General features: G+C 69.4%; 16 protein-coding genes. 10 read left to right on the top strand and 6 right to left on the bottom strand.

Going from position 1 to position 19,550, the window contains the following annotated elements; translation table 11 throughout:
* Positions 1 to 3: 3 nt before the first annotated feature.
* The gene (locus M6444_RS11095) at positions 4 to 1,221 is read right to left on the bottom strand and encodes an FAD-binding oxidoreductase (protein ID WP_298326941.1); all 1,218 of its coding nucleotides are present in this window, start codon (positions 1,219 to 1,221) and stop codon (positions 4 to 6) included.
* A 5-nt stretch (positions 1,222 to 1,226) separates the two neighbouring features.
* Complete coding sequence (locus M6444_RS11090) at positions 1,227 to 2,696, bottom strand: FAD-linked oxidase C-terminal domain-containing protein (RefSeq protein WP_298326939.1); 1,470 nt, start codon at positions 2,694 to 2,696, stop codon at positions 1,227 to 1,229.
* Between the two features lie 80 nt (positions 2,697 to 2,776).
* On the opposite strand from M6444_RS11090, the gene M6444_RS11085 reads away from it, so the two are divergent.
* The 4 genes from M6444_RS11085 to M6444_RS11070 are packed head-to-tail and all read left to right on the top strand — an operon-like array spanning position 2,777 to position 6,635.
* Entirely contained in the window at positions 2,777 to 3,562 is a 786-nt protein-coding gene (locus tag M6444_RS11085) for an IclR family transcriptional regulator (RefSeq protein ID WP_298326935.1), read from the top strand.
* A 57-nt stretch (positions 3,563 to 3,619) separates the two neighbouring features.
* A complete protein-coding gene (locus M6444_RS11080) occupies positions 3,620 to 4,834 on the top strand; it encodes a hypothetical protein (protein ID WP_298326931.1) in 1,215 nt (404 codons plus the stop codon).
* Positions 4,831 to 5,478: a hypothetical protein gene (locus M6444_RS11075; RefSeq protein WP_298326924.1), complete on the top strand. Its 648-nt coding sequence runs from the start codon at positions 4,831 to 4,833 to the stop codon at positions 5,476 to 5,478. The genes M6444_RS11080 and M6444_RS11075 overlap by 4 nt, the downstream gene beginning before the upstream one ends.
* The gene (locus M6444_RS11070; RefSeq protein ID WP_298326921.1) at positions 5,475 to 6,635 is read left to right on the top strand and encodes a hypothetical protein; all 1,161 of its coding nucleotides are present in this window, start codon (positions 5,475 to 5,477) and stop codon (positions 6,633 to 6,635) included. The genes M6444_RS11075 and M6444_RS11070 overlap by 4 nt, the downstream gene beginning before the upstream one ends.
* 9 nt (positions 6,636 to 6,644) lie before the next feature.
* Here M6444_RS11070 and M6444_RS11065 read toward each other — a convergent pair whose 3' ends face one another.
* Entirely contained in the window at positions 6,645 to 7,388 is a 744-nt protein-coding gene (locus M6444_RS11065; protein ID WP_298326919.1) for a GntR family transcriptional regulator, read from the bottom strand.
* 190 nt (positions 7,389 to 7,578) lie between these two features.
* Here M6444_RS11065 and M6444_RS11060 point away from each other — a divergent pair, with 190 nt between their 5' ends.
* From M6444_RS11060 to M6444_RS11040, 5 genes are all read left to right on the top strand, one after another.
* Positions 7,579 to 9,006, top strand: a complete 1,428-nt coding sequence (locus tag M6444_RS11060) for an extracellular solute-binding protein (RefSeq protein ID WP_298326917.1) — start codon at positions 7,579 to 7,581, stop codon at positions 9,004 to 9,006.
* Positions 9,007 to 9,115: 109 nt separating this feature from the next.
* Positions 9,116 to 9,931 carry a sugar ABC transporter permease gene (locus tag M6444_RS11055; protein ID WP_363326324.1) on the top strand — a complete coding sequence of 272 codons (816 nt, stop codon included), beginning with the start codon at positions 9,116 to 9,118 and terminating at the stop codon, positions 9,929 to 9,931.
* Positions 9,928 to 10,749 carry a carbohydrate ABC transporter permease gene (locus M6444_RS11050; protein ID WP_298326912.1) on the top strand — a complete coding sequence of 274 codons (822 nt, stop codon included), beginning with the start codon at positions 9,928 to 9,930 and terminating at the stop codon, positions 10,747 to 10,749. The genes M6444_RS11055 and M6444_RS11050 overlap by 4 nt, the downstream gene beginning before the upstream one ends.
* The gene (locus M6444_RS11045; RefSeq protein WP_298326909.1) at positions 10,749 to 11,882 is read left to right on the top strand and encodes an ABC transporter ATP-binding protein; all 1,134 of its coding nucleotides are present in this window, start codon (positions 10,749 to 10,751) and stop codon (positions 11,880 to 11,882) included. The genes M6444_RS11050 and M6444_RS11045 overlap by 1 nt, the downstream gene beginning before the upstream one ends.
* Positions 11,879 to 13,090 (top strand): CehA/McbA family metallohydrolase, encoded by a 1,212-nt coding sequence (locus M6444_RS11040; RefSeq protein ID WP_298326906.1) that lies wholly within the window; start codon positions 11,879 to 11,881, stop codon positions 13,088 to 13,090. The genes M6444_RS11045 and M6444_RS11040 overlap by 4 nt, the downstream gene beginning before the upstream one ends.
* Before the next feature lie 46 nt (positions 13,091 to 13,136).
* On the opposite strand, the gene M6444_RS11035 is transcribed toward M6444_RS11040, so the two are convergent.
* The 3 genes from M6444_RS11035 to M6444_RS11025 are packed head-to-tail and all read right to left on the bottom strand — an operon-like array spanning position 13,137 to position 17,892.
* On the bottom strand, positions 13,137 to 15,878 hold the full coding sequence (locus M6444_RS11035; protein ID WP_298326903.1) for a glycoside hydrolase family 38 C-terminal domain-containing protein: 2,742 nt from the start codon (positions 15,876 to 15,878) through the stop codon (positions 13,137 to 13,139).
* Positions 15,875 to 16,996 carry a Gfo/Idh/MocA family oxidoreductase gene (locus M6444_RS11030; protein ID WP_298326900.1) on the bottom strand — a complete coding sequence of 374 codons (1,122 nt, stop codon included), beginning with the start codon at positions 16,994 to 16,996 and terminating at the stop codon, positions 15,875 to 15,877. Before M6444_RS11030 ends, M6444_RS11035 begins: the two co-directional genes overlap by 4 nt.
* Complete coding sequence (locus M6444_RS11025) at positions 16,993 to 17,892, bottom strand: sugar phosphate isomerase/epimerase (protein ID WP_298326896.1); 900 nt, start codon at positions 17,890 to 17,892, stop codon at positions 16,993 to 16,995. Before M6444_RS11025 ends, M6444_RS11030 begins: the two co-directional genes overlap by 4 nt.
* 690 nt (positions 17,893 to 18,582) lie before the next feature.
* Here M6444_RS11025 and M6444_RS11020 point away from each other — a divergent pair.
* A partial coding sequence (locus tag M6444_RS11020; protein WP_298326894.1) for a sigma-70 family RNA polymerase sigma factor occupies positions 18,583 to 19,550 on the top strand: 968 nt, incomplete at its 3' end.

Genomic DNA, 19,550 nt, shown 5'->3' with positions numbered 1-19,550 from the left:
GTGTCAGATCCCTCCCACGAAGCGTCCGGGCGAGAAGCGGCCGTGCGGGTCGAGGGCGGTCTTCACCGAGCGCATCAGGTCCAGGTACCGGGCCGGCGGCGGGTCGCCCCACGGGTCGACGTGATCGTCGAGCTCGGCCGGGCGTTCCCGCAGGACGACGTGGCCGCCGGTGCGGGTGACCGCGTCGCGCCACCGATTGACGACCACGGCGTGATCGCGCGTGTCGCCACCGGTCAGCACCGCATCGTGCAGACCCAGGCCGGCGTGGCTGTACAGGCTCGCCTCGACCGGCGTGCCCTCGACGGCCGCCGTGAGCGCTTCGGCGATGGTCGCGAGGTCGGTGGGCAGGCTCGTGGCCCGGGCGCGGGTCGCGGGCGCTTCGGCAGAGTGCGCCTGGCGCCAGGTGTCCAGCTGATCGCTTGCGCCGTCCACCGGCTCAGCCTCGGCGCCATGCCGCCGCACGATGGCGATCATCGCGTCCACCTGCGTGTCCAGCCCGCGGGCCGGACCTTCCAGGACCAGCAACAACGCGCCTCGCCCAACACTCGCCCACTCCATCGCGCTGCATTCCACCGGGCTGGCGAGCAGATCGCGGACCACGGCCGCAGCGACCGGCGCCGAGGCCGGAACCCGAACAGCTCTGGTCGCCTCCGGCACCGGGTGCAGGCGCAGCGTCAACTCGACAACCAGGCCGAGCGTGCCCAGCGACCCGCACCACAGCTTGCCCAGGTCGTAGCCGGCCACGTTCTTGATGACGTCGCCGCCGCTGCGGGCTACGGTGCCGTCGGCCAGAACGACGGTCGTGCCGATGACGTGGTCACGCACACCGCCGTACCGCAGCCGCCGCGGACCCCCGTCGTTGGCGACGAAGACACCGCCCACGGTGCTGCGGCCCGCGGTGCCAGGCGGGTCGCAGCCGAACTCCTGACCGGCGCGGCCCAGTTCCGCCTGCAGATCGTGCAGCGCGATGCCGGCTTGCACGGTCGCCGTCATGTCCCCGGCGTCGTGGCTCACCAGCAGGTTCAGCTCGCGCGTATCGATCACGTGCCAGGCCCGCCCGGTGGTGGGCCGCCCGGCCCAGCTCAGTTTCGTTCCGGCGCCGCGGACCAGGATGTTCGCATCGTCATCGCGAGCGGCCAGGACGGCGGCGCGCGCGCCGGTGAGATCGCGGGGACGATGGGTCGCGGCGACGTCGATCATCGCCTCGGTTTCAGCGGTCATCGCGATCACATCCGCTCGATGATGCCGGCGGCCTCGAGCGGGTGTGGCTTGTACGGGCCGGGCCGTTCACCGCACAGCCGCGGCGTCGGCAGGACCTTGTCGGGGTTGCACCGCCCCTCCGGGTCGAAAGCCGCGCGGACGCGGTCCATGACGGCCAGATCGTCCGCGGTGAACATCGTGGGCATCGAGCAGGCCTTGTCCGCGCCGATGCCGTGCTCGCCGGACAGCGAGCCGCCGAAAGCCACGCACAGCTCCGCGATCTGCTTCGACAACGTCTCGGCGCGCTCGGTCACCTCCGCGTCGGCACCGTCGTAGAGCACCAGCGGATGCAGGTTCCCGTCACCGGCGTGGAAGACGTTGGCCACCCGCAGCCCGGCCGCGGCGGCCATCTGGCTGATCTTGTCCAGGCACTCCCCCAGGCGGGTGCGCGGGATGACGCCGTCTTGAACGAAGTAGTCCGGCGCGAGCCGGCCCATCGCCGCGAACGCAGCTTTGCGTCCCTTCCACACCCGGGCGCGTTCGGCCGGATCATCCGCGATGCGGATAGCGGTGGCACCGTTGTCGGTGCACAACCCGACGACGTCGGCGAACGATGCCTCGCATTCCGCCGCCGGGCCGTCGAGCTCGACGATGAGCGCGGCCCCGCTGTCGCGGTCGAAGCCGGCGTGTGCATCGTCTTCAGCTGCTTGGATGGCGAGGTTGTCCATCATCTCCACCGCGGCGGGGACGATTCCGGCGGCGATGATCGCCCCGACGGCGTCCCCGGCGGCGGCCGGAGTCGCGAAATCCGCCACCATGGTGCGCACCGCTTCCGGACGCCGGAGCAGGCGCAAGGTGACCTTGGTGACGATGCCGAGCGTGCCCTCGGAGCCGACGAACAGCCCGCGCAGGTCGTAGCCGAGCGGGTCCAGGGTGGGACCGCCGAGCTCCACGACCTCGCCGTCGGGCAGGACCACCTCGCACCCCAGCACGTGATGGGTGGTGAAGCCGTATTTCAGGCAGTGCGCTCCGCCGGAGTTCTCAGCGACGTTGCCCCCGATCGAGCAGACGACCTGGCTGGACGGGTCCGGTGCGTAATAGAGGTCGTAGCCGGCGACGGCCTTGCTGACTTGGGCGTTGGTGACTCCGGGCTCGACGGTGATGCGCTGGTTGGCGGCGTCGATGTCGAGCACCCGGCGCATCCGCGACAGCGCGATCAGCACGCCGTCAGGGTGCGGCAGCGCACCGCCGGACAGGCCGGTGCCGGAACCGCGCGGAACCAGCGGCACGCCGTGGCGGGCGCACGCTCGGACGACACCGACCACCTGATCGCGGTTCTCCGGCAGGGCGACGAACGCGGGGACGGCGCGATAGCCGGTCAGGCCGTCGGATTCGTAGGTCCGCCGCTGCGCCCACTCGGTGAGAAGGCCGGCCGGGCCCAGCACGTCGTGCAGCTCGAGCCGTAGCGCCTCAGACACGATCGCCAACTTTTCCATCAGGTGGATGTTCTGTACCTTAGAGTGGATTCTGACGTTACGCTGGCCGGACCGGCTGGTCAAGGACGGAGGTCCCGACGATGGCGAAGGCCACGAACGGTGTGCAGTCCGTCGAGCGCGCTCTGGACATCATCGAGTCGCTGGCCAACGCAGACGGCGAACTCGGACTCACCGACCTGGTGACGGCCACCGGATTGCCATTGGCCACCGTGCACCGGCTGCTCACCACGCTGGTCGGCCGGGGCTACGTCAGCCAGGCCCCGCAGTCGCGTCGGTACCTGCTCGGGCCGAGCGTGCTGAAGCTGCGCGAGCCCGCGTCGAGACTGTTCGGCGTCTGGGCCGAGCCACACCTGGCCGAGTTGGCCAGGATCAGCCAGGAGAGCGCGAACCTGGCCGTTCTGGACGGCGACCACGCCGTCTACATCGCCCAGGTCGCCGGCCCCCGGCGGCTGCGAATGTTCACCCAGGTGGGCAACCGCGTCCTTCCGCACGCCAGTGCGGTCGGCAAAGTCCTGCTGGCGTTCGGTCAGCGTGAGCATGCAGAGCAGATCATCGCCCGCACCGGGCTGCCCCGGCGCACGAACGCCACGATCACCGACCGCGCGGCGTTCTTCCGTGAACTCGACGCCGTCGCCGAGGCCGGCTACGGAATCGACGCCGGCGAGGAAGAAGAGGCCGTGCGGTGTATCGCGGTGCCGGTCTTCCATGACGGACGAGCTGTGGCGGCGATGTCGGTGTCGGGACCGTCAGCGCGTATCGACGCCCTCGAGGGAGACGGGCTGGTGGCCGGTATGACTCGCATCGCGACAGAGCTCGCGGCGTCACTACGGCCCCCTCGAGATGCACTCGTCAGCGGCGCTCGATAATCTTCCTCGGTGACCCTCCTTGCGTGCGCGAAGATCGCACGGTCTTGGTGGAGGCGTTTGGCGACCGTCTGCACGCTGGCCATAGGCACGTTCCTGGTCGTCGCCCCCGTCGCTTCCGGCGAAGTCCTGGCTGCCGGCGACGACTCCCACGCCGGCACCGTCGACGAGATCATCGAACACCTGCGCGCCGACCCGATCCTGGTGCAGCCGTCCATGGCCATGGGCGATTCCGCGCGTGCGCACGACGTGCTCACCGACGCCGCTGCCGGCGTCGACGTCCCGGTCTACGTGGTCCTCGCCGAGGTCCCGGCCGACCTCACCGACGCCGAGCGCCCGGCCGAGCAGGCGGCGGCGCTGTTCCGCGACGCTCTCGGCGACGGGCTCTATTACGTCGCCTTCCCGGACGGCCCCAGTTACAGCCACGGCTGGGGCGACGGCCTGGAGGACTTCACCGGCCGCGCCGCCAACGACGCCGTCCTGAGCGCCGAAGCGAATGCCTCAGGCGAGTACCCGATGGCTTCGTCGCTGCTCGAGGCGGTCTACACCGTTCGCTCCGCCGAGCAGCCCGGCGCCGCTCTGCCGGAGTCCGTGGTCGAGGAGTACGCGAACCAGTCGTGGGCCATCCGGCCAGAGACCGGCAGCGCACGCACCGATGCCACGGCCGGCCGATGGGTGGCGGTGATCGCCACGACGTCGGGGATCGTCGTCGCCGGGCTCATCGTCACCCTCGTGGTCGCCCGGACAGCCCCGCTGCCTCGTCGCGACGATCATGCGCCGATCCCGGCCGACGCTCGTGTCCACGCGCAACGAATCGTCGATGCCGCCCGCCGCCGCCTCGCCGAACTGCCTGCCGCCACCCTCACCGACCCGCAGGCGGAATCGGCGACTCGGGCCATCGAAGCCGCCGACCGCGCGATGAGCACCGGCGACGATCTCGACGCCGTAGGCGCCCAGGTGCTCGGCCGGGTCGCTCATCGCGAGTTGAATCGCCGGACAGATCCGGACTCCAAGCCCTATCGCCCCTGTTTCGTCAACCCGGCGCACGGCGAGGCCCATGACACCGTCCGGGTCGGCGGGTCTTCGATCGACGCTCCGGTCTGCAGGTCCTGCGCCCAACAGAGGGACCCCGGGCCCTTCCTGTCCGTACGCAGCGGGCGGCGCGGGTGGAAGCCGTACGTCGAGACGTCCACCGTCTGGGCCCGGACCGGCTTCGGGGCGTTGGTCGGCGACCTCGCCGACCAGGTGCTCGACGATCGGGTCACGCGCCCATGAGCCGGCGAATCCGAGGTCTGCTGATCACGCTGATCTGTGCGGCGGCCGGGGCCGGTATCGCGTGGTGGGTCTCCACGCCCGAAGTCCCGGCCGAGGTGGAGGTGACCGAACGAGCCCGAGCCGCCGCCGCTGGACTGGCCGACTCCCACGTGTACGTCGACCCCAGTAGCGAGGGAGTGTTCACCGAGCAGCAACTCGCCCGGTTGGATGCCGCCGCGGCCGCGTCGGACCCCCAGGTCTTCCTGGTCGTGTGGCCGGATAGTTGGGAAGCCGGGTACGCCTACAGCGCCGACGTGCTGAAGCAGATCGGCGAACTGACCGGCCAACCCGGGCTCTACCTCGAGTTTGCCCCTGGCGCCGACCTGGCCCATACCGATGTGGGCATCACCGGCGAGCGTTTTCACATCCTGGGCGACTACGACGGCGAATCGACCGGCGCCCAGGAGACCACCCAGCTGCTGCAGGAGATCGAGAACAACGACGGCCGCCAGTACGAACTGGGCGAGGACACCAGCAGCAACTACTTCGGCGGAACCGCCGGCACCATCGCCGCCGGCCTGCTCATCGGCGCGTTCGACGGTGCCGTCCTCGGCCTGCTGATCCTCGGCGGCTGGTCCGCAGCCCGGCGACGGAGGGCACGATGACCAGACAGAGTGACGTGGAAGAGCCCGCCTACGAGCCAGATCCGGCCGCGATCGCCGCAGATCTCGCTGACGACGGCGTGCATGTCGACCCGGCTCTCACCGACGCCATCGCGGCCGGGCAATTGGACGACATCACCTCGCTCGTCGCCGACGCCGAACACCAGGTGTTCGTGCTGGCCGTGCCGCTGGGCTACGACAGCGACGTCTCCGCGAACCAGCTCGTCACCCTGGTCCATCGCGAACTGCCTGAAGACGGCGTGTACTTCGTCACCGCAGGCACCCCGCAGACCTCGTGGCGTACGGAGTCCACGACCTACGGCGTCTCCACCGACAACGAGAACTCGCTGGCGGCGTTGGTCGCCCGCGATCGATACCCCAGCGACCTCGGCGAGCAACTGGTCGAAACACTCGAGATCTACACCAGCGGCGACGCCCGCCAGGTGCATGAGGAGCACTTCCCGGAGCAGCCGCAGAACGAGCCGGACGAGCCGGGCCAGTTCCTCGGCATGGACACCCCGGTGGCGGTGGGACTGGGTGCGGTTCTGGTCGCTGTCGTCGTCGGCGGCTGGTGGCTAGGCCGGCGGCGGCCGCGGGCCGACGTGGCACTGAAGCGGCGCGCGCTGCAACGGATCTCGTCCGCGCAGATGCGCGAGTGGCGACGGCGCGCGGAGACCGAGAGTGCTGCCCTGGGCCAGCGCATCCGTGAGCTCGAAATCGGCCAGGGCGCCGACAGCCACGCCTGGGCCGCCGCGCTCGACCACTACCAGGCCGCGACGGCCGTGCTGGACGGTTCGACCGACGCCGCCGACTCCATCGGCGCGCTCGTGTTGACCCAGCGCGGCGACGACGCTCTCGATCACGCCGTGGCCGGAAAACCGTGGACGCCGAAGGCGGCATGCTTCTTCAACCCGCTGCACGGCACGGCGACGACGACAGCCCCGTGGTCCACGCCGGCCGGCGCTCGCGATGTGCCGTGCTGTGCCGCCTGCCGGCGCGACATCCGCAAGCACCGCGAGCCTGACATCCTCGACCTGCCCACCGAGACCACCGTGGTGCACTACATGGACGCCGACGCCGAGCCGTGGGCGTCCACCGGGTACGGGTCGTTGACACCAGATCTGCTCACACAGCTCCAACAGCGCGGGATCGAATCCTGACCGACGACGCTACGTCGTGGTCAAGGTGAGCTCGAACGTGTACATCGACGCCCGGTAGAGGTGCGAGCCGTACTCCACCGCCCGCCCGACCTCGTCGTAGGCCACCCGGGTCATGGTCAGCAGCGGCGCGCCCGGCTTCTCGTTCAGGAGCCGAGCCTCAGCGGCCTTGGCCGCTCGCCCGCCGATCGACTGGGTGGCGATCTTGAGCGTGATCCCGGCCGCACGGATCAGCTCGTACAGCCCGGTACGCGCCAGCATCTCGGCATCGAGGTCGACCATGGTCGTCGGGATGTGGTTGGTCATGATCGACAGTGGATCGTCGCCGGCGAAGCGCAGCCGGCGCACGACGTAGACCTCCGCCGTGTCGTCCAGGCCCAGGGCCTCGGCCACCACCTCGCTCGGCGTCTGGACGTCGAACGAGAGCACCTCGGTGCGTGGTTGCTTGCCTGCTGCGCGCAGGTCGTCGTACAGACTGGACAGCTCGACGGGGCGACGGACCTTCGGTTGCACGACCTGGGTTCCGACGCCGCGCTTGCGGACGAGCATGCCGCGGTCGACCAGATACTCGATGGCACGACGCATGGTGGGCCGGGACAGGCCGAGCTGATCGGCGAGGACGATCTCGTTGTCCAGCCGGGTACCCGGCGGATAAGCGCCGGACTCGATGAGGTGTTCCAGGTGCTGAGCGACCTGGAAGTACAGCGGCACCGGGCTCGTGCGATCGACAACGAGCCGCGGGATCTCGTCTCCCACCTAGCCCCTCCATTCACACATCCGGACGTCAGTATGTTAGGACATTGACCACAGATGGGAGGCCTCGATGCTGCCCGCACGGTGACCGTCCACTGCGATTAGGTCACTGTTTCGTACGCGTTCTGGCATTCGTCAAGAGGTCATGACAATCTGACAGCCGGTTCACCGAAGGTTCAGCTCTGGAGGATTGATGAAGCTCAACACCAGGCTGGGCGGCAGCGTCGCCGGCCTCCTCGCCGCGACCCTCGTCCTGGCCGCATGCGGCAGCGATGACGACGGCGGTTCCGGCGGTGGCGACCCCAGCCAGAACGCTGACGCCACCGAGGTGACGCTGACCATCACCGACAACGCGATCGTCGGCGGCAAGAACTCCGAAGGCGCCACCTGGGTCACCGAATGGGTGATTCCGGAGTTCACCGCGATGCAGGAAGAGAAGGGTGTCGACGTCACCGTCGAGTTCGAGGAGAACGGCGTCGACGACGAGGAGTACAAGACCAAGATCGCCCTCGACCTGCAGTCCGGCGAGGGCGCTGACATCATCGGCATCGACGGCATCTGGACTGGCGAGTTCGCCGAGGCCGGCTACATCGCGCCGCTGAGTGACGTGGCCGGTGACGCCGTGGACGAGTGGGACGGCTGGGAGCAGATTCCCGAATCGGTGCAGCAGGCGATGTCGTTCGGCGGCGAGAAGTACGGGATCCCGCTGGGCACCGACGGCCGCGTCATCTTCTTCAACAAGGAGCTGTTCGCCCAGGCCGGGCTGCCCGAAGACTGGCAGCCGACCAGCTGGGACGAGCTTCTCGACGCCGCCCGTGCACTCCAGCAGCTCGATGGCGTCACGCCGATGCAGATCAACGCCGGAACGGCGATGGGCGAGGCCACCACCATGCAGGGCTTCCTCCCGTTCCTGGCCGGGACCGGTGAGCTCATCGAGGAGGACGGCGCCTGGCGCGGCGCCTCGGCCGGAGTCACCGAGACACTCGGTTTCTACGCCGAGGTGTACGGCGGCGACGAACCGCTCGGCGACCCGCTGATCCAGCAGGAGGCGCAGGGTCGCGATACGTCCTTCCAGATGTTCGCCGACGGTGAGCTGGGCATGCTGATCGAGAGCGACTACCTGTGGCGCTCGGTGATCAACCCCGAGGAGGGCATCGCCCCCATGCCGAACCGCGACGAGGTCGTCGGCTGGGCGAAGATTCCCGCCCGTGAACCCGGCGCCGGCGTCAACGGCCAGGACTTCGTCAGCATGTCCGGCGGCACCGGGCGGGTGCTCAACCCGAACACCGAGTACCCGCAGCAGGCCTGGGAGCTGTTGCAGTTCATGAACTCGCCGGAGGCCTACGAGGCGATGCTGGCCGGCTCTGCCCGCATCACTCCGCGCGACGACGTCAATGCCGAGGCGCTGGCCGGCGACCCGATGCTGAGCTACATCGCTGAAGAGGTTCTGCCGATCACGTCGTACCGACCGTCGCTGGCGCTGTACCCGCAGGTGTCGGTGGCGCTGCAGGAGGCCACTGCTGCCATCGTCTCCGGTGACTCGCCGGAGGAAGCGGCCGCGTCGTACCAGAGTGAACTGGAGGACATCGTCGGCGATGACGGCTCCGTTACAACAGACTGACGCCGCGCCGGCGGGGCAGCCCGAACAGCCCCGCCGGCGTACGGCCGTCGACGATGGCGACGCGGCCGGGCTCGGCCGGGGCCGGGCCGCCGCGTTCGTCGCCCCGGCGATGCTGCTCATCGCCGTCTTCTTGATCTTCCCGGCGATCTGGACGCTGTATCTGGGGCTGACCAACTGGCGACTGACCGGCTTGGCGGCCGCTGAGCCGGAGTTCGTCGGCGCCGACAACTACCTGGACGCGCTCAACGACCCGGCGTTTCGGACGTCGTTGATGCTCACGTTGGCCTTCGTGTTCTTCTCCGCCGTTGTCGGTCAGTCGATTCTGGGCTTCTCGCTGGCCTGGGCGTTTCGCCGGTTGCGCCAGGGCATTCGCACGGTGGTCGAGACCGTGGTCCTGATGGCCTGGATCATTCCCGCCTCGGTCATCGCGTTCCTGTGGATCGCGCTGCTGGCTCGGCGGGACGGCACGCTCAATGCCCTCCTCGGTACCGAGGGCACCGCGTGGCTGCTCGAGTACCCGATGCAGTCGATCATCATCTTCAACATCTGGAACGGCACGGCGTTCTCGATGCTGCTGTTCAGCTCCGCGCTGGCGGCGGTTCCGCCGTCGCAGTTCGAGACGGCGAAGATGTCCGGCGCCGGCACCCTTGCGACGTTGCGCGATGTCGTCTTCCCGAACATCCGCGGCCACGTTCTGACGAATACGCTGCTCATCACGTTGTGGACGTTCAACGTCTTTGCGCCGTACCTGATCACCGCAGGCGGACCGGAAGGGCGTACCGAGATTCTCGGCATCTACATCTACCGGGTCGCGCTCAAGGAGGGCGCTCTCGGCGAGGGAGCAGCGCTGTCGTTGATCATGATCCTGATCAATCTCGTGGTCGCCTCCGTGTACCTCCGATTGCTGCGGGAGCGAAAGACATGACCGTGCGGCAGTCCTTGGGTTTCATCGGCCGCTACCTCTTCATCGCCTTCGTTCTGGCGTTCTTCGCCCTCCCCCTGCTGTGGCTGGCCAGCGCGCCGTTCGACCGAGCACCGTCGTTGGCGGTCTCGTGGCCCGAGTTCACCCTCGCGAATTTCCGGACGCTCGTCGACAACCCGTACGCGCTGGAATCGTTGTGGAACTCCGTCCTGCTCGCGGCCGGCACGACCGCGATCGTGCTGGTTCTCGCCGCGCTGGCGTCGTACGCACTCTCGAGGGTGCGCATCCCCGGGCGGGATGCCCTGCTCTACACGTTGCTCCTGCTGTCGTCCGTGGTCACCGGAACCGCGGCCATGGTGCCCACGTTCCTGCTCATCTCCGAACTCGGGCTCATCGACCGCCAACTCGGGGTCATCCTCGTGCTGGCGGGCGGGTTGTTGCCGACGGCGATCTTCATCCTCAAGGACTTCATGGACTCCACCCCGCGCTCGTACGAGGAGTCCGCGCGGGTGTACGGGGCGTCGTCGTTGCAGATCCTGCGCCATGTGGTCGTGCCGATCGCCCGCCCGGGCCTGGCGACGATCTCGGTGTGGGCGGTCGTGCAGGTGTGGGGCAATTTCCTGGTCCCCTTCATTCTGCTGCGCTCGGCCGACAAGCGACCCGCGGCGGTGACCATGTTCACCTTCTACACCGAGGGCGGCCAGCCCGACCTCGCGCTCATCTCCACGTTCTCCCTGCTCTTCTCCATCCCGGTAGTGGCCATGTACCTGTTCGTGAACCGCCGCTACGGCTTCCGCTTCCACGGAGGGATCAAGCGCTGATGGCGGCGATCACCACGCACCACCTCGTCAAGGAGTACCCCGGCGGCGTCCGCGCCGTCGACGGACTCGATCTCACCATCGACGACGGCGAGTTCTTCGCCCTGCTCGGACCATCCGGCTGCGGCAAGACGACCTTGCTGCGCACCATCGCCGGGCTGGAGTCGGCTACCGACGGCCGGCTGCACATCGGCGACCGCGACGTCACCGACCTGCAGCCGGGGCAGCGCCAGGTCGCCATGGTGTTCCAGGACTACGCGTTGTTCCCGCACATGTCCGTCGCCGACAACATCGCCTACCCGTTGAAGATCCAGAAGGTGGACAAGGGCGAACGGCTGGCCAAGGCCGAGGACGTCGGCGCCGGGCTGTCGCTCGACGGGCTGATGGCTCGCCGCCCGGGGCAGTTGTCCGGCGGCCAGCAGCAGCGCGTGGCGCTCGCGCGGGCGGTGGCGAGCAACCCGCAGGTGTTCCTGTTCGACGAGCCGTTGTCCAACCTCGACGCCCGGCTGCGCCTCGAGGCGAGGACCTTCCTGAAGCGATTGCAGCGCGATCTCGGCGTCACGACGGTGTTCGTGACCCACGACCAGGCCGAGGCGCTGGCGCTGGCCGACCGGATGGCCATCATGCGCGACGGGCGGATTCAGCAGGTCGGCAGCCCGCGCGAGGTGTTCGCCCGGCCGGCGAACACATTCGTGGCCGGGTTCGTCGGCTCCACCCCGATGAACCTGCACCCTGCCGTCGTCGAGGGCGGTCGCGTGTCGCTGGCCGGCACGTCGCTTTCCCTGCCTCCCGACACCGCCGGCGCGGTGACGGACGGGCAGAAGGTCATCTGGGGGGCTCGGCCGGAGTACCTGTCCTGGTCGCCATCGACGCCCGCGCCGGACGACGACGCGGTCGAGGGCGAGGTCACGGTGGCGGAGAACCTGGGCGCCTCGGTGCTCGTCACGGTCAACGCGCAGGACACCTTGATCCAGGTGGTCGTGGACGAAGAGAACGAGCCCGACATCGGGGCCCGCGGCTGGGTGCGGGCGCGGCCGGGCCGAACGCTGCTGTTCGATGCCGAGAGCGAGGAACTGCTCGGAGCGTCGCCCGGCGTGCCCACGGTGTCGGCCGGCACCGCCGGCGAGTCGGCATGACCGAACGCATCGAGTTGCGGCTCGGTCCGGACGAGCGCGCGGAGTCGCCCTACCTCGAAGTGCCGTTCGAGGTGCCGGCCGGCGTCGGCGCGATCCACGTACGCCTGGCCTACGCCGCCGGCCGCGAGGCTGTCATCGACCTCGGCTGTTCCGGCCCGCAGGGCTGGCGCGGCTGGTCCGGCGGTGCCAGGTCGCGGTTCACCATCACCGCGGACGCGGCGACGCCGGGTTATGTGCCCGGCGAGCCGGAACCGGGCGTGTGGTCGGTGGTGTTGGGGCTACATCGCGTGCCGGGCGCCGGGGTCGGCGTCGTGGTGGAGATCGAACTCGACGGCGCAGCCCCGCTCGATCCCGAGCCGCCCGAGCCGCCGGTGCCCCAGCGACCGCCGCGCCGGGCGCTGCCCGCCGAGCCGGGCCTGACGTGGTTGGCGTGCGACTTCCACGCTCACACGTTGCATTCCGACGGCACGCTCGGCATCGGAGAGCTCGCGGCGCACGCGGTCGAGTCTGGCCTAGACGTCCTGGCCGTCACCGATCACAACACCGTCAGCCACCATGCCGCGCTCCCCCGCGTCAGCGACCGGTACGGCGTCGGTCTACTGCCGGGGCAGGAGGTCACGACCGACCGTGGCCACGCCAACGCGTTCGGCGCCATCGACTGGGTCGACTTCCGCCGCCCCGCCGCTCACTGGGTCCGCGACGTCGACGCCGCCGGCGGTCTGCTGTCGATCAACCACCCGCTGGCCGCTGACTGCTCATGGCACCAGCCGCTGGAGGCGAACGACCGTCCGCCGCTCGCCGAGATCTGGCACTGGAGCTGGCTGGACCGCACCTGGACCGGCCCACTTGCCTGGTGGGAGGCGTGGAACCCGAGCACGGTGCCCATCAGCGGCAGCGACTTCCACAGCCCCGCGCACGGACGTCCGCTGGCCCAACCGGTGACCTGGGTGGCATGCGAGTCGGCCGCACCGGAGGACGTTCTGGACGGGTTGCGCCAGGGCCGCACGGCGGTGACGGCAGGAACCAGCGAGCCCGTTCTGCTGCGCGTCGACGACGAACTGGTCGCAGTCGACGCCGACGGGCTGGTGCTGGCCGACACCGCCGGGCGGCGTCAGGTGGTCCATGGCGACATGGTGCGGTTCCCGGGAGCGCCCGGACCGCACCGCCTCGAGACGCCGCTGGCCGCCGTCGTCGCCCTCACGCGGTGATCGTTGGCGCAATCTGGCTGCCATAGCCGCCGTTTCGCGCCAACGATCACGCGACGTGGATGGTGGCGATCTCCCACGCCTTCAGGCTGACCTCGACGCGGCCGGTCTCCCCCTCCGGCGAGTCCACGGTGAGGGTCCCCAGCGGTCGGCCCAGCAGGTCGGCGCGCCGCGCCACGTCGAACGGCCCGGTCACCGTCGCCGTGGTGGGTAGCTCCGACATGGCCACCAGCCGCACCTCCACGCCGCCGTCACGCGACCGAATCGAGGATGCCACGACGCCGTCGCCGGTGACGGTCAGCCCAGCCGCAGGCTCCGGGAGGTCCGCTCCCCTGCTGTCGGTGCCCCGAGCCACCAACGGATCGTGGCGGAACTGCTCGGCCCAGTGCACCGCGTCCGCGCCCGCCCAGCCGGATCTGTGCGCCAGCACCGCCAGGCGAGTGCGAACCGTACGACCGAGGTACTGCGCCTCCGGCACGGCGAACTGCGACCCAGCCGGTTCGTCACGCAACGGATGCACGTTCACACTCATCCAGCCGATCGAACGCAACAGCGTCAGCGCCAGCTCCGCGCCACCGTCGACCAGCTCGTACTCGGTCACGTGATCGAGCAACACGGTCGCGTCGCCAGCGGACACGAACGCCGATGCGGGGAACGTCGGCAAGGGGTACTCGCCCCAACCGCCCTCGGACGTCAGCCCGCGCTTGGTGACGGCGAACTGCCCGTCGGCGGCCGACTCCGACACCGGCGCCGACAGCGGGACGTGCAGCCGCAGGCGGTGATCGCGCGCCGGGTTGACGAACGAGACGTCCAAGCGGACGAACGGCTCACCGGCTCGCAGCTCCACGAGCGTCGTCACCGGCACCCGAACCGTCTCGGCGCTGCGCCGATCGACGTCCTCGGACAGCGACACCGGCCAGTCGTACTCGCGCACGACTCGCAACACCCCACGCAGCGGCCCGGCCTCCAGCGCCGTGACATCGACCGTCGACGGCGTCTCGACCAGACGGTCCGCCGCGGGGGGTGCGTAGTTGTAGCTGTCGCCGCGATCGCCGCCGGACACCAGCCGCCCGACGCCGCTCAGCGTCGTCCCGTCCGAGCCATGGACCTGCAGCGTGCCGTCCATGCTGACCTCCACCCGCACGAGGTCGGAGTGCATGCCCTCGCCGTCGACGTGAACAGCGCCGGACAGGGCGGACGGCTCCGGCGCCTCCACCTCTCGGCTTTGCTGCGCGGTCCGGATCGCGACTTGACCGGACCCGTCGACCGGCGTCGTCACGAGCACCCGGCGCCGCGGTTGAGCGATGGTGCGGACTCGCCACGGCCCGGGCCGGGAAGTCGCGGCGGCTTCGAGCTCGTCGCGTAACGCCGCGAGGTCGAAGTCCGGCGTGTTGGGAACCTGCGCCACCCGGAAGTCCAGCCGTCCGGGCTCGAGTTCGTAGGACTCGATCTGCTGACCGAACAGTTCTCGGCCGTGGATACGTCGCAGGACGCGGTCCAGCTCGCCGGCCTCGATCGTCTCGTCGCCGAGCAGGGTCTCCGAACACCCCAGCTCCTGCACGGGCAGCGCCGTGCCGTCCGGGACCGTCGCCACGACCGGCGCATCGTCGTCCGGGGCCGGTACGTCGAGCTCGACCTGGACGACGCGCCGCCACGGGACGGTGTTCACCACGATGTGAGCGTCGCCGGCCACCCCGGAGGCGACGTCGGTCAGCACCCGCCCGCGCACGGCCCGGCCGATGTGCTCGGCTTCGTTCAGTCGCGCCTGCACCTGCTCAGCGGTCTCGTCGACGCCGCAGCCGGTGACAGAATCATGGGCGGTGCATTCGACGATCTTGCGCCAGGCCAGATCGAAGAACTGGCTGAAATCGTCGTTGGAGTACTGCGCGGCCAGCGCCTCGGCCTCCCCCACCGTCCGCTCGGCCTGGGCCATGGCCTGCTTGAGTCCCACCCGCACCGAGATGACGCCGGGCAGGATGTTGCCCCTGGCGTGGCTGCGTAGCTCGCCGGCGACCGTCGGCAGCTCGGCGTCGTGCGGGTCGAACCGGTCGACGTACTCAGCCAGCGACGCGACCTCGACGCCGGCCTCCACATCGCTGCGCACCAGTTCCATGAGGTCCGACCGCGGTGCGGAATGGTCCGTGCCGAGCATGCCGAGCACCGGGGCGTCGCCGTACCAGTCGCGGGTCCGGTCCCGGTAGTCGCGGATCGCCTCGCCCAGCCGCGACGGGAACGCGAAGAGGTCCAACGCGTTGCCGTAGCCGTCGAACAGATATTCCACCCGCACGGCGCTGCCGTCCGGCGCCTCCCAGCGGAACGCGTGGTGATCCAGCCGGCCCGGCACACCGCGCCACAAGGCGGCATGCCGGATGCCGGCCCGCGCCAGGATCTGCGGCATCTGTGCGGTGTGGCCGAACATGTCCGGCAGGTAGCCGACCGGCATCGCGCCGCCGAGCTCGGTCGCGCTCTTCCAGCCGATCTCGAGGTTGCGCACGATCGTCTCGCCGGAGCACAGGAATTCGTCGAGCAGGATGTGCCACGGCCCGATGGCCAGTTGTCCGGCCCGTACGAGCTCCACGACGCGGTCCCGGTTCTCGGGCCGGATCTCCAGGTAGTCGTCGATGGCGGCGTATTGGCCATCGAGGGTGAACTTGAACGCCGCGTCGGCTTCAGCGCGTGCGATGACGTCGTCGATCACGTCGGTCAGCCGCTGACGGAACACCTGAAAAGGCTCGTACCACTCACGATCCCAATGCGTGTGTGGAACCAGGACGATCTGCGTATCGTTCACGTCGTCACTTTCTCCCCGTACCGGTCTGCCAGGGCCCGGATGATCTGCAAACTCGTGGCGATGTCGGCCATGCCGTGGCTGATTCCCGCCCGCGGGCGGGTGCCCGCGGTCACCATGCGATGAAAGTCCACGAGCTCGTTCTCGAACGACTCGCCCGTGGAGACGAAGGTCGAGCGCAGTTCGCCGCCGTCGGCGGACTCGACGATGTCGAGGCGGGTTTCGGCGTTCAAGACGTACGGGGTGCCGAACGTCACCTGCAACGACCCCGTCGCGTGATGGACCACGAGCGTCTCGCGGTACGCCGGATAGTCGGGGAGGTAGTGCCAGCTCATCCGGGCCGGCACGGCTCCGCTGAGCTCACCGGTGACCTCGACCGACGGCGGGAACACGTCGTCGGGCCAGGCTCGCGCGTCGTCGATGTGGGTGAAGCCGCCGAACAACGCCCGCAGCAGGGAGGTGTCGTGGACCAGGCTGCCCAGGACGACGTCGGCATACAGCCGGCGCAACCGTTCGGACGCATCGGTGCCCAGCGCCTGATCGAGCAGCGCGGACCGCTGCGCGCTGATCGCTTCGACGGACCCGGCGTCGACGTCGTCCGGCACCGGCCGGAGGTTGGCGAACTCCAGTTGTGACTCACCGGTCGGGTGCAGGACACAGACCTCGACCGCGCGTACGCCGTGCACGTCAGCCAACCGCTCACGCATCCGGTGTACGGCGTCGTCGTACTCCTTCATGTAGGCCAGCAGCAACGCGGGCCGGCCGAAGGCCCGCTCGGCTGCCGCGAGCCGCTGTGCCTCGTCGATGGTGAAGGCCAGGGGCTTCTCGCAGAACACCGGCACGCCAGCCTGGATGGCGCTCAACGCTGCGGCACCGTGCGAACCGGAGGTCAGCAGGACCACGCCGTCCACGCCGGACTCGGCGACCATGTGGTCGACGTCGGCGTAGCGCTGCGCCGCCGGCACGCCGTACTGGGCACCGAGCTCGTTGCGCAGACTCGGCGACAGGTCGCAGACCGCGGCCAGTTCGAACAGGTCCCAGCGGCGGGCGATCAGCGGCAGATGCACCGACTGCGCCACCGCCCCGAGGCCGGCCACGGCCAGCTTGATCCGCGACGTCACGGCACCCACCGCCGCAATGCCTCGCGGTTGGCACGCTGGTCTTCGGCGGCGCGGCCGGGCGGGTCGGACGGCGACGGCACGACGTCCTGCTCGACGACGCACCAGCCGTCGAAGCCGTCAGCGATGACGGCATCCATGAATCCGGCGACGTCGAGGTCGCCCGCGCCGAGCTCGACGAACGCACGGCGCTCCCAGACCGCGCGCATCCCGGCACGTTCCCGGACAACCTGGGCAAGCACGTCGGTCCGCGCGTCTTTGACGTGCAGGTGGTTGATGCGGTGCCGCCAGCGTCGCCACCCGTCCACGGGGTCGCCTCCGCCGATGATCAGGTGACCGGTGTCGAGGGTCAGGCCGACATCGGTCCGGGCCAGGAACGTGTCGATCTCCGCCGGCGTCTCGACGTTGGTGCAGGCATGGTGGTGAAAGGTCGGTTCGAGCCCGGCGCGGCGGACCCGGGCAGCGGCGGTGGCCACGTTGGCCGCAAGGCGGTCCCAGCCGGCCTCGTCCAGGCCGATGCCCGGACCGCCGCCGGGATTCGCTCGGCGGGTGTCGTCGCCGGAATCGGCCAATGTCGGCAACGGCAGCCGCGACCGATCCGCCTCCGCGGCCGCGACGAAAATCTCGAGCGCCTCGTCCAATCTCGGCAGCGCCGCAGCGAAGGCGTCGTCGTCGGTGAACGGCAGATCGACCCAGCCCCCGGCCAGCGCCATGCCGTACTCGCGCAACCGGGTCTGGATCTCACCGTCCCGGCCCATCCACCCCACCGGGCCCAGGTCGACGCCGTCGTACCCCGCATCGCGCAGCGCAGCAAGAATCTGCTCGGGCGGCGGCAACGGCTGATCGGCGGTCAACTCGAAGACGCCGAAGCTCACCGGGGCACCGGCAATGCCTCTCATGCACACCTCACTCGTCGTGGTCACTGTCGCGGCCCGGTCGCGCCCGCGCTCCGCGGTGTCACCGCGCGACTTTGTCCTGACAACCGTACGTATAGTCAGCCTGCCATGAGTCACGGGGTCCGGGCCACGAAGCGCTCGCCCCGCCCACACGCGCACACACGCCGTCGCGTTGATCGTCATCCTGCCCGATTCATCCCGATTTGAGGAGTGCGTGGGACAGCCGTTCGCCGCTCATGAATCACCTGCCTTGGCGTCGCCTCTTGCGCAATGATCGGCACACGCACCAGAATCCGCCGCGCACGGCCGGAAATTCAGCCGAAGTCAGCTTCTCGAGCCAAGAAAGACGGCCGGACGTAGCCGGTCACGACATCGAGTGCCGGACGGGAATCAAAACCGCAAGCGCGGCGTTTCACCAGCAGACGGTTCTGGGGTAGCACCGTCACACCAAGACGTCACACCAAGACAAGGACACGGAACCGGCAGGAACGGCACGCCCATCCGCAGCCGTCGAGCCGGAATCCACCGGGTCGTGCACAGAGAATGTTGCGGCGAGAGCGCGTCTGGCTTGACCAGACTTGCGCGCGCTGAGAAGGTTGCGCGGAATCTCTGGCACGTCTCGAGCGTTGAGAACGTATGTTCGCCAGTTGTCCGGGTACGGTCCCGGACAACGATACACCTCGAGGGGGACGCATGGCAGCACGTACGGGCAGCGGCACCGACAGGCCGCGGCGCAATGACAGCGCGCGTTCCGAGGGCGAACCGGACCTGGTCGGCCGGTACCTCGCCCAACTCGGATCCACGCCGCTGTTGACCGCCGCGGAAGAGGTCGAGCTGGCCAAGCGTATCGAGGCCGGTGTCTACGCCGACCAGCTGCTCAAGGGCAACGTCGACGGCGGACGGGGCAAGCGCAAGCTGAGCGACGCCGAGCGCGCCGAGCTCGAATTTCTCGTCGACGACGGAAACGCCGCCCGCGACCACATGATCCGTGCCAACTTGCGCCTCGTCGTCTCCGTGGCACGCAAGCTGTCTGGACGCGGCCTGCCGTTCCTCGACGTCATCCAAGAAGGCAACCTGGGCCTGATCCGAGCTGTCGAGAAGTTCGACTACGCCAAGGGCTTCAAGTTCTCCACCTATGCGACGTGGTGGATTCGGCAGGCGATTCAGCGCGGTCTGGCCGAGCAGACGCGTACCGTGCGCCTTCCGGTCCACGTGTCGGAGACGGTCGCCAAGCTGCACCGGATCGACCGCGACCTGCAGCGCCTGCTCGGACGCGATCCGACGGTCGAGGAGGTCGCCGAAGAGGCCGGGCTGCCGGCCGAGAAGGTCATCGAGCTCCGGCGGGTCTCGCGTGATCCGCTCAGCCTCGACACGCCCATCGGCGACGACGGCGAGTCCAACATCGGTGAGCTCATCGAGGACGACGACGTCATCCAGGCCAGTGATCTGGTCGAACGCCAGGCGCTGACCGACCAGCTGCGCAGCGTACTGAACTCGCTGCCGACCCGCGAAGCCAAGATCATCGGCATGCGTTACGGGCTGGAGGACGGCCACGAGCACACGCTGCAGGATGTCGCCGACGAGGTGGGGGTCTCCCGCGAGCGGGTGCGCCAGCTGGAGAAGCACGCCTTGATGCTGCTGCGCGACCCGCGCCGCAACGA

The sequence above is a fragment of the Haloactinopolyspora sp. genome (assembly GCF_027324685.1).
Taxonomy (GTDB): domain Bacteria; phylum Actinomycetota; class Actinomycetes; order Jiangellales; family Jiangellaceae; genus Haloactinopolyspora.
Note: the sequence above shows the minus strand (reverse complement) of the source record. Positions and strands in the feature narration are given on the sequence as shown.

Excerpts from the sequence above, each read along its gene's own strand:
- M6444_RS11095 (WP_298326941.1), bottom strand. The coding sequence starts at position 1,221 with ATGACCGCTGAAACCGAGGCGATGATCGACGTCGCCGCGACCCATCGT.
- M6444_RS11090 (WP_298326939.1), bottom strand. The coding sequence starts at position 2,696 with ATGGAAAAGTTGGCGATCGTGTCTGAGGCGCTACGGCTCGAGCTGCAC.
- M6444_RS11085 (WP_298326935.1), top strand. The coding sequence starts at position 2,777 with ATGGCGAAGGCCACGAACGGTGTGCAGTCCGTCGAGCGCGCTCTGGAC.
- M6444_RS11075 (WP_298326924.1), top strand. The coding sequence starts at position 4,831 with ATGAGCCGGCGAATCCGAGGTCTGCTGATCACGCTGATCTGTGCGGCG.
- M6444_RS11070 (WP_298326921.1), top strand. The coding sequence starts at position 5,475 with ATGACCAGACAGAGTGACGTGGAAGAGCCCGCCTACGAGCCAGATCCG.
- M6444_RS11060 (WP_298326917.1), top strand. The coding sequence starts at position 7,579 with ATGAAGCTCAACACCAGGCTGGGCGGCAGCGTCGCCGGCCTCCTCGCC.
- M6444_RS11055 (WP_363326324.1), top strand. The coding sequence starts at position 9,116 with ATGCTGCTCATCGCCGTCTTCTTGATCTTCCCGGCGATCTGGACGCTG.
- M6444_RS11050 (WP_298326912.1), top strand. The coding sequence starts at position 9,928 with ATGACCGTGCGGCAGTCCTTGGGTTTCATCGGCCGCTACCTCTTCATC.
- M6444_RS11045 (WP_298326909.1), top strand. The coding sequence starts at position 10,749 with ATGGCGGCGATCACCACGCACCACCTCGTCAAGGAGTACCCCGGCGGC.
- M6444_RS11040 (WP_298326906.1), top strand. The coding sequence starts at position 11,879 with ATGACCGAACGCATCGAGTTGCGGCTCGGTCCGGACGAGCGCGCGGAG.
- M6444_RS11025 (WP_298326896.1), bottom strand. The coding sequence starts at position 17,892 with ATGAGAGGCATTGCCGGTGCCCCGGTGAGCTTCGGCGTCTTCGAGTTG.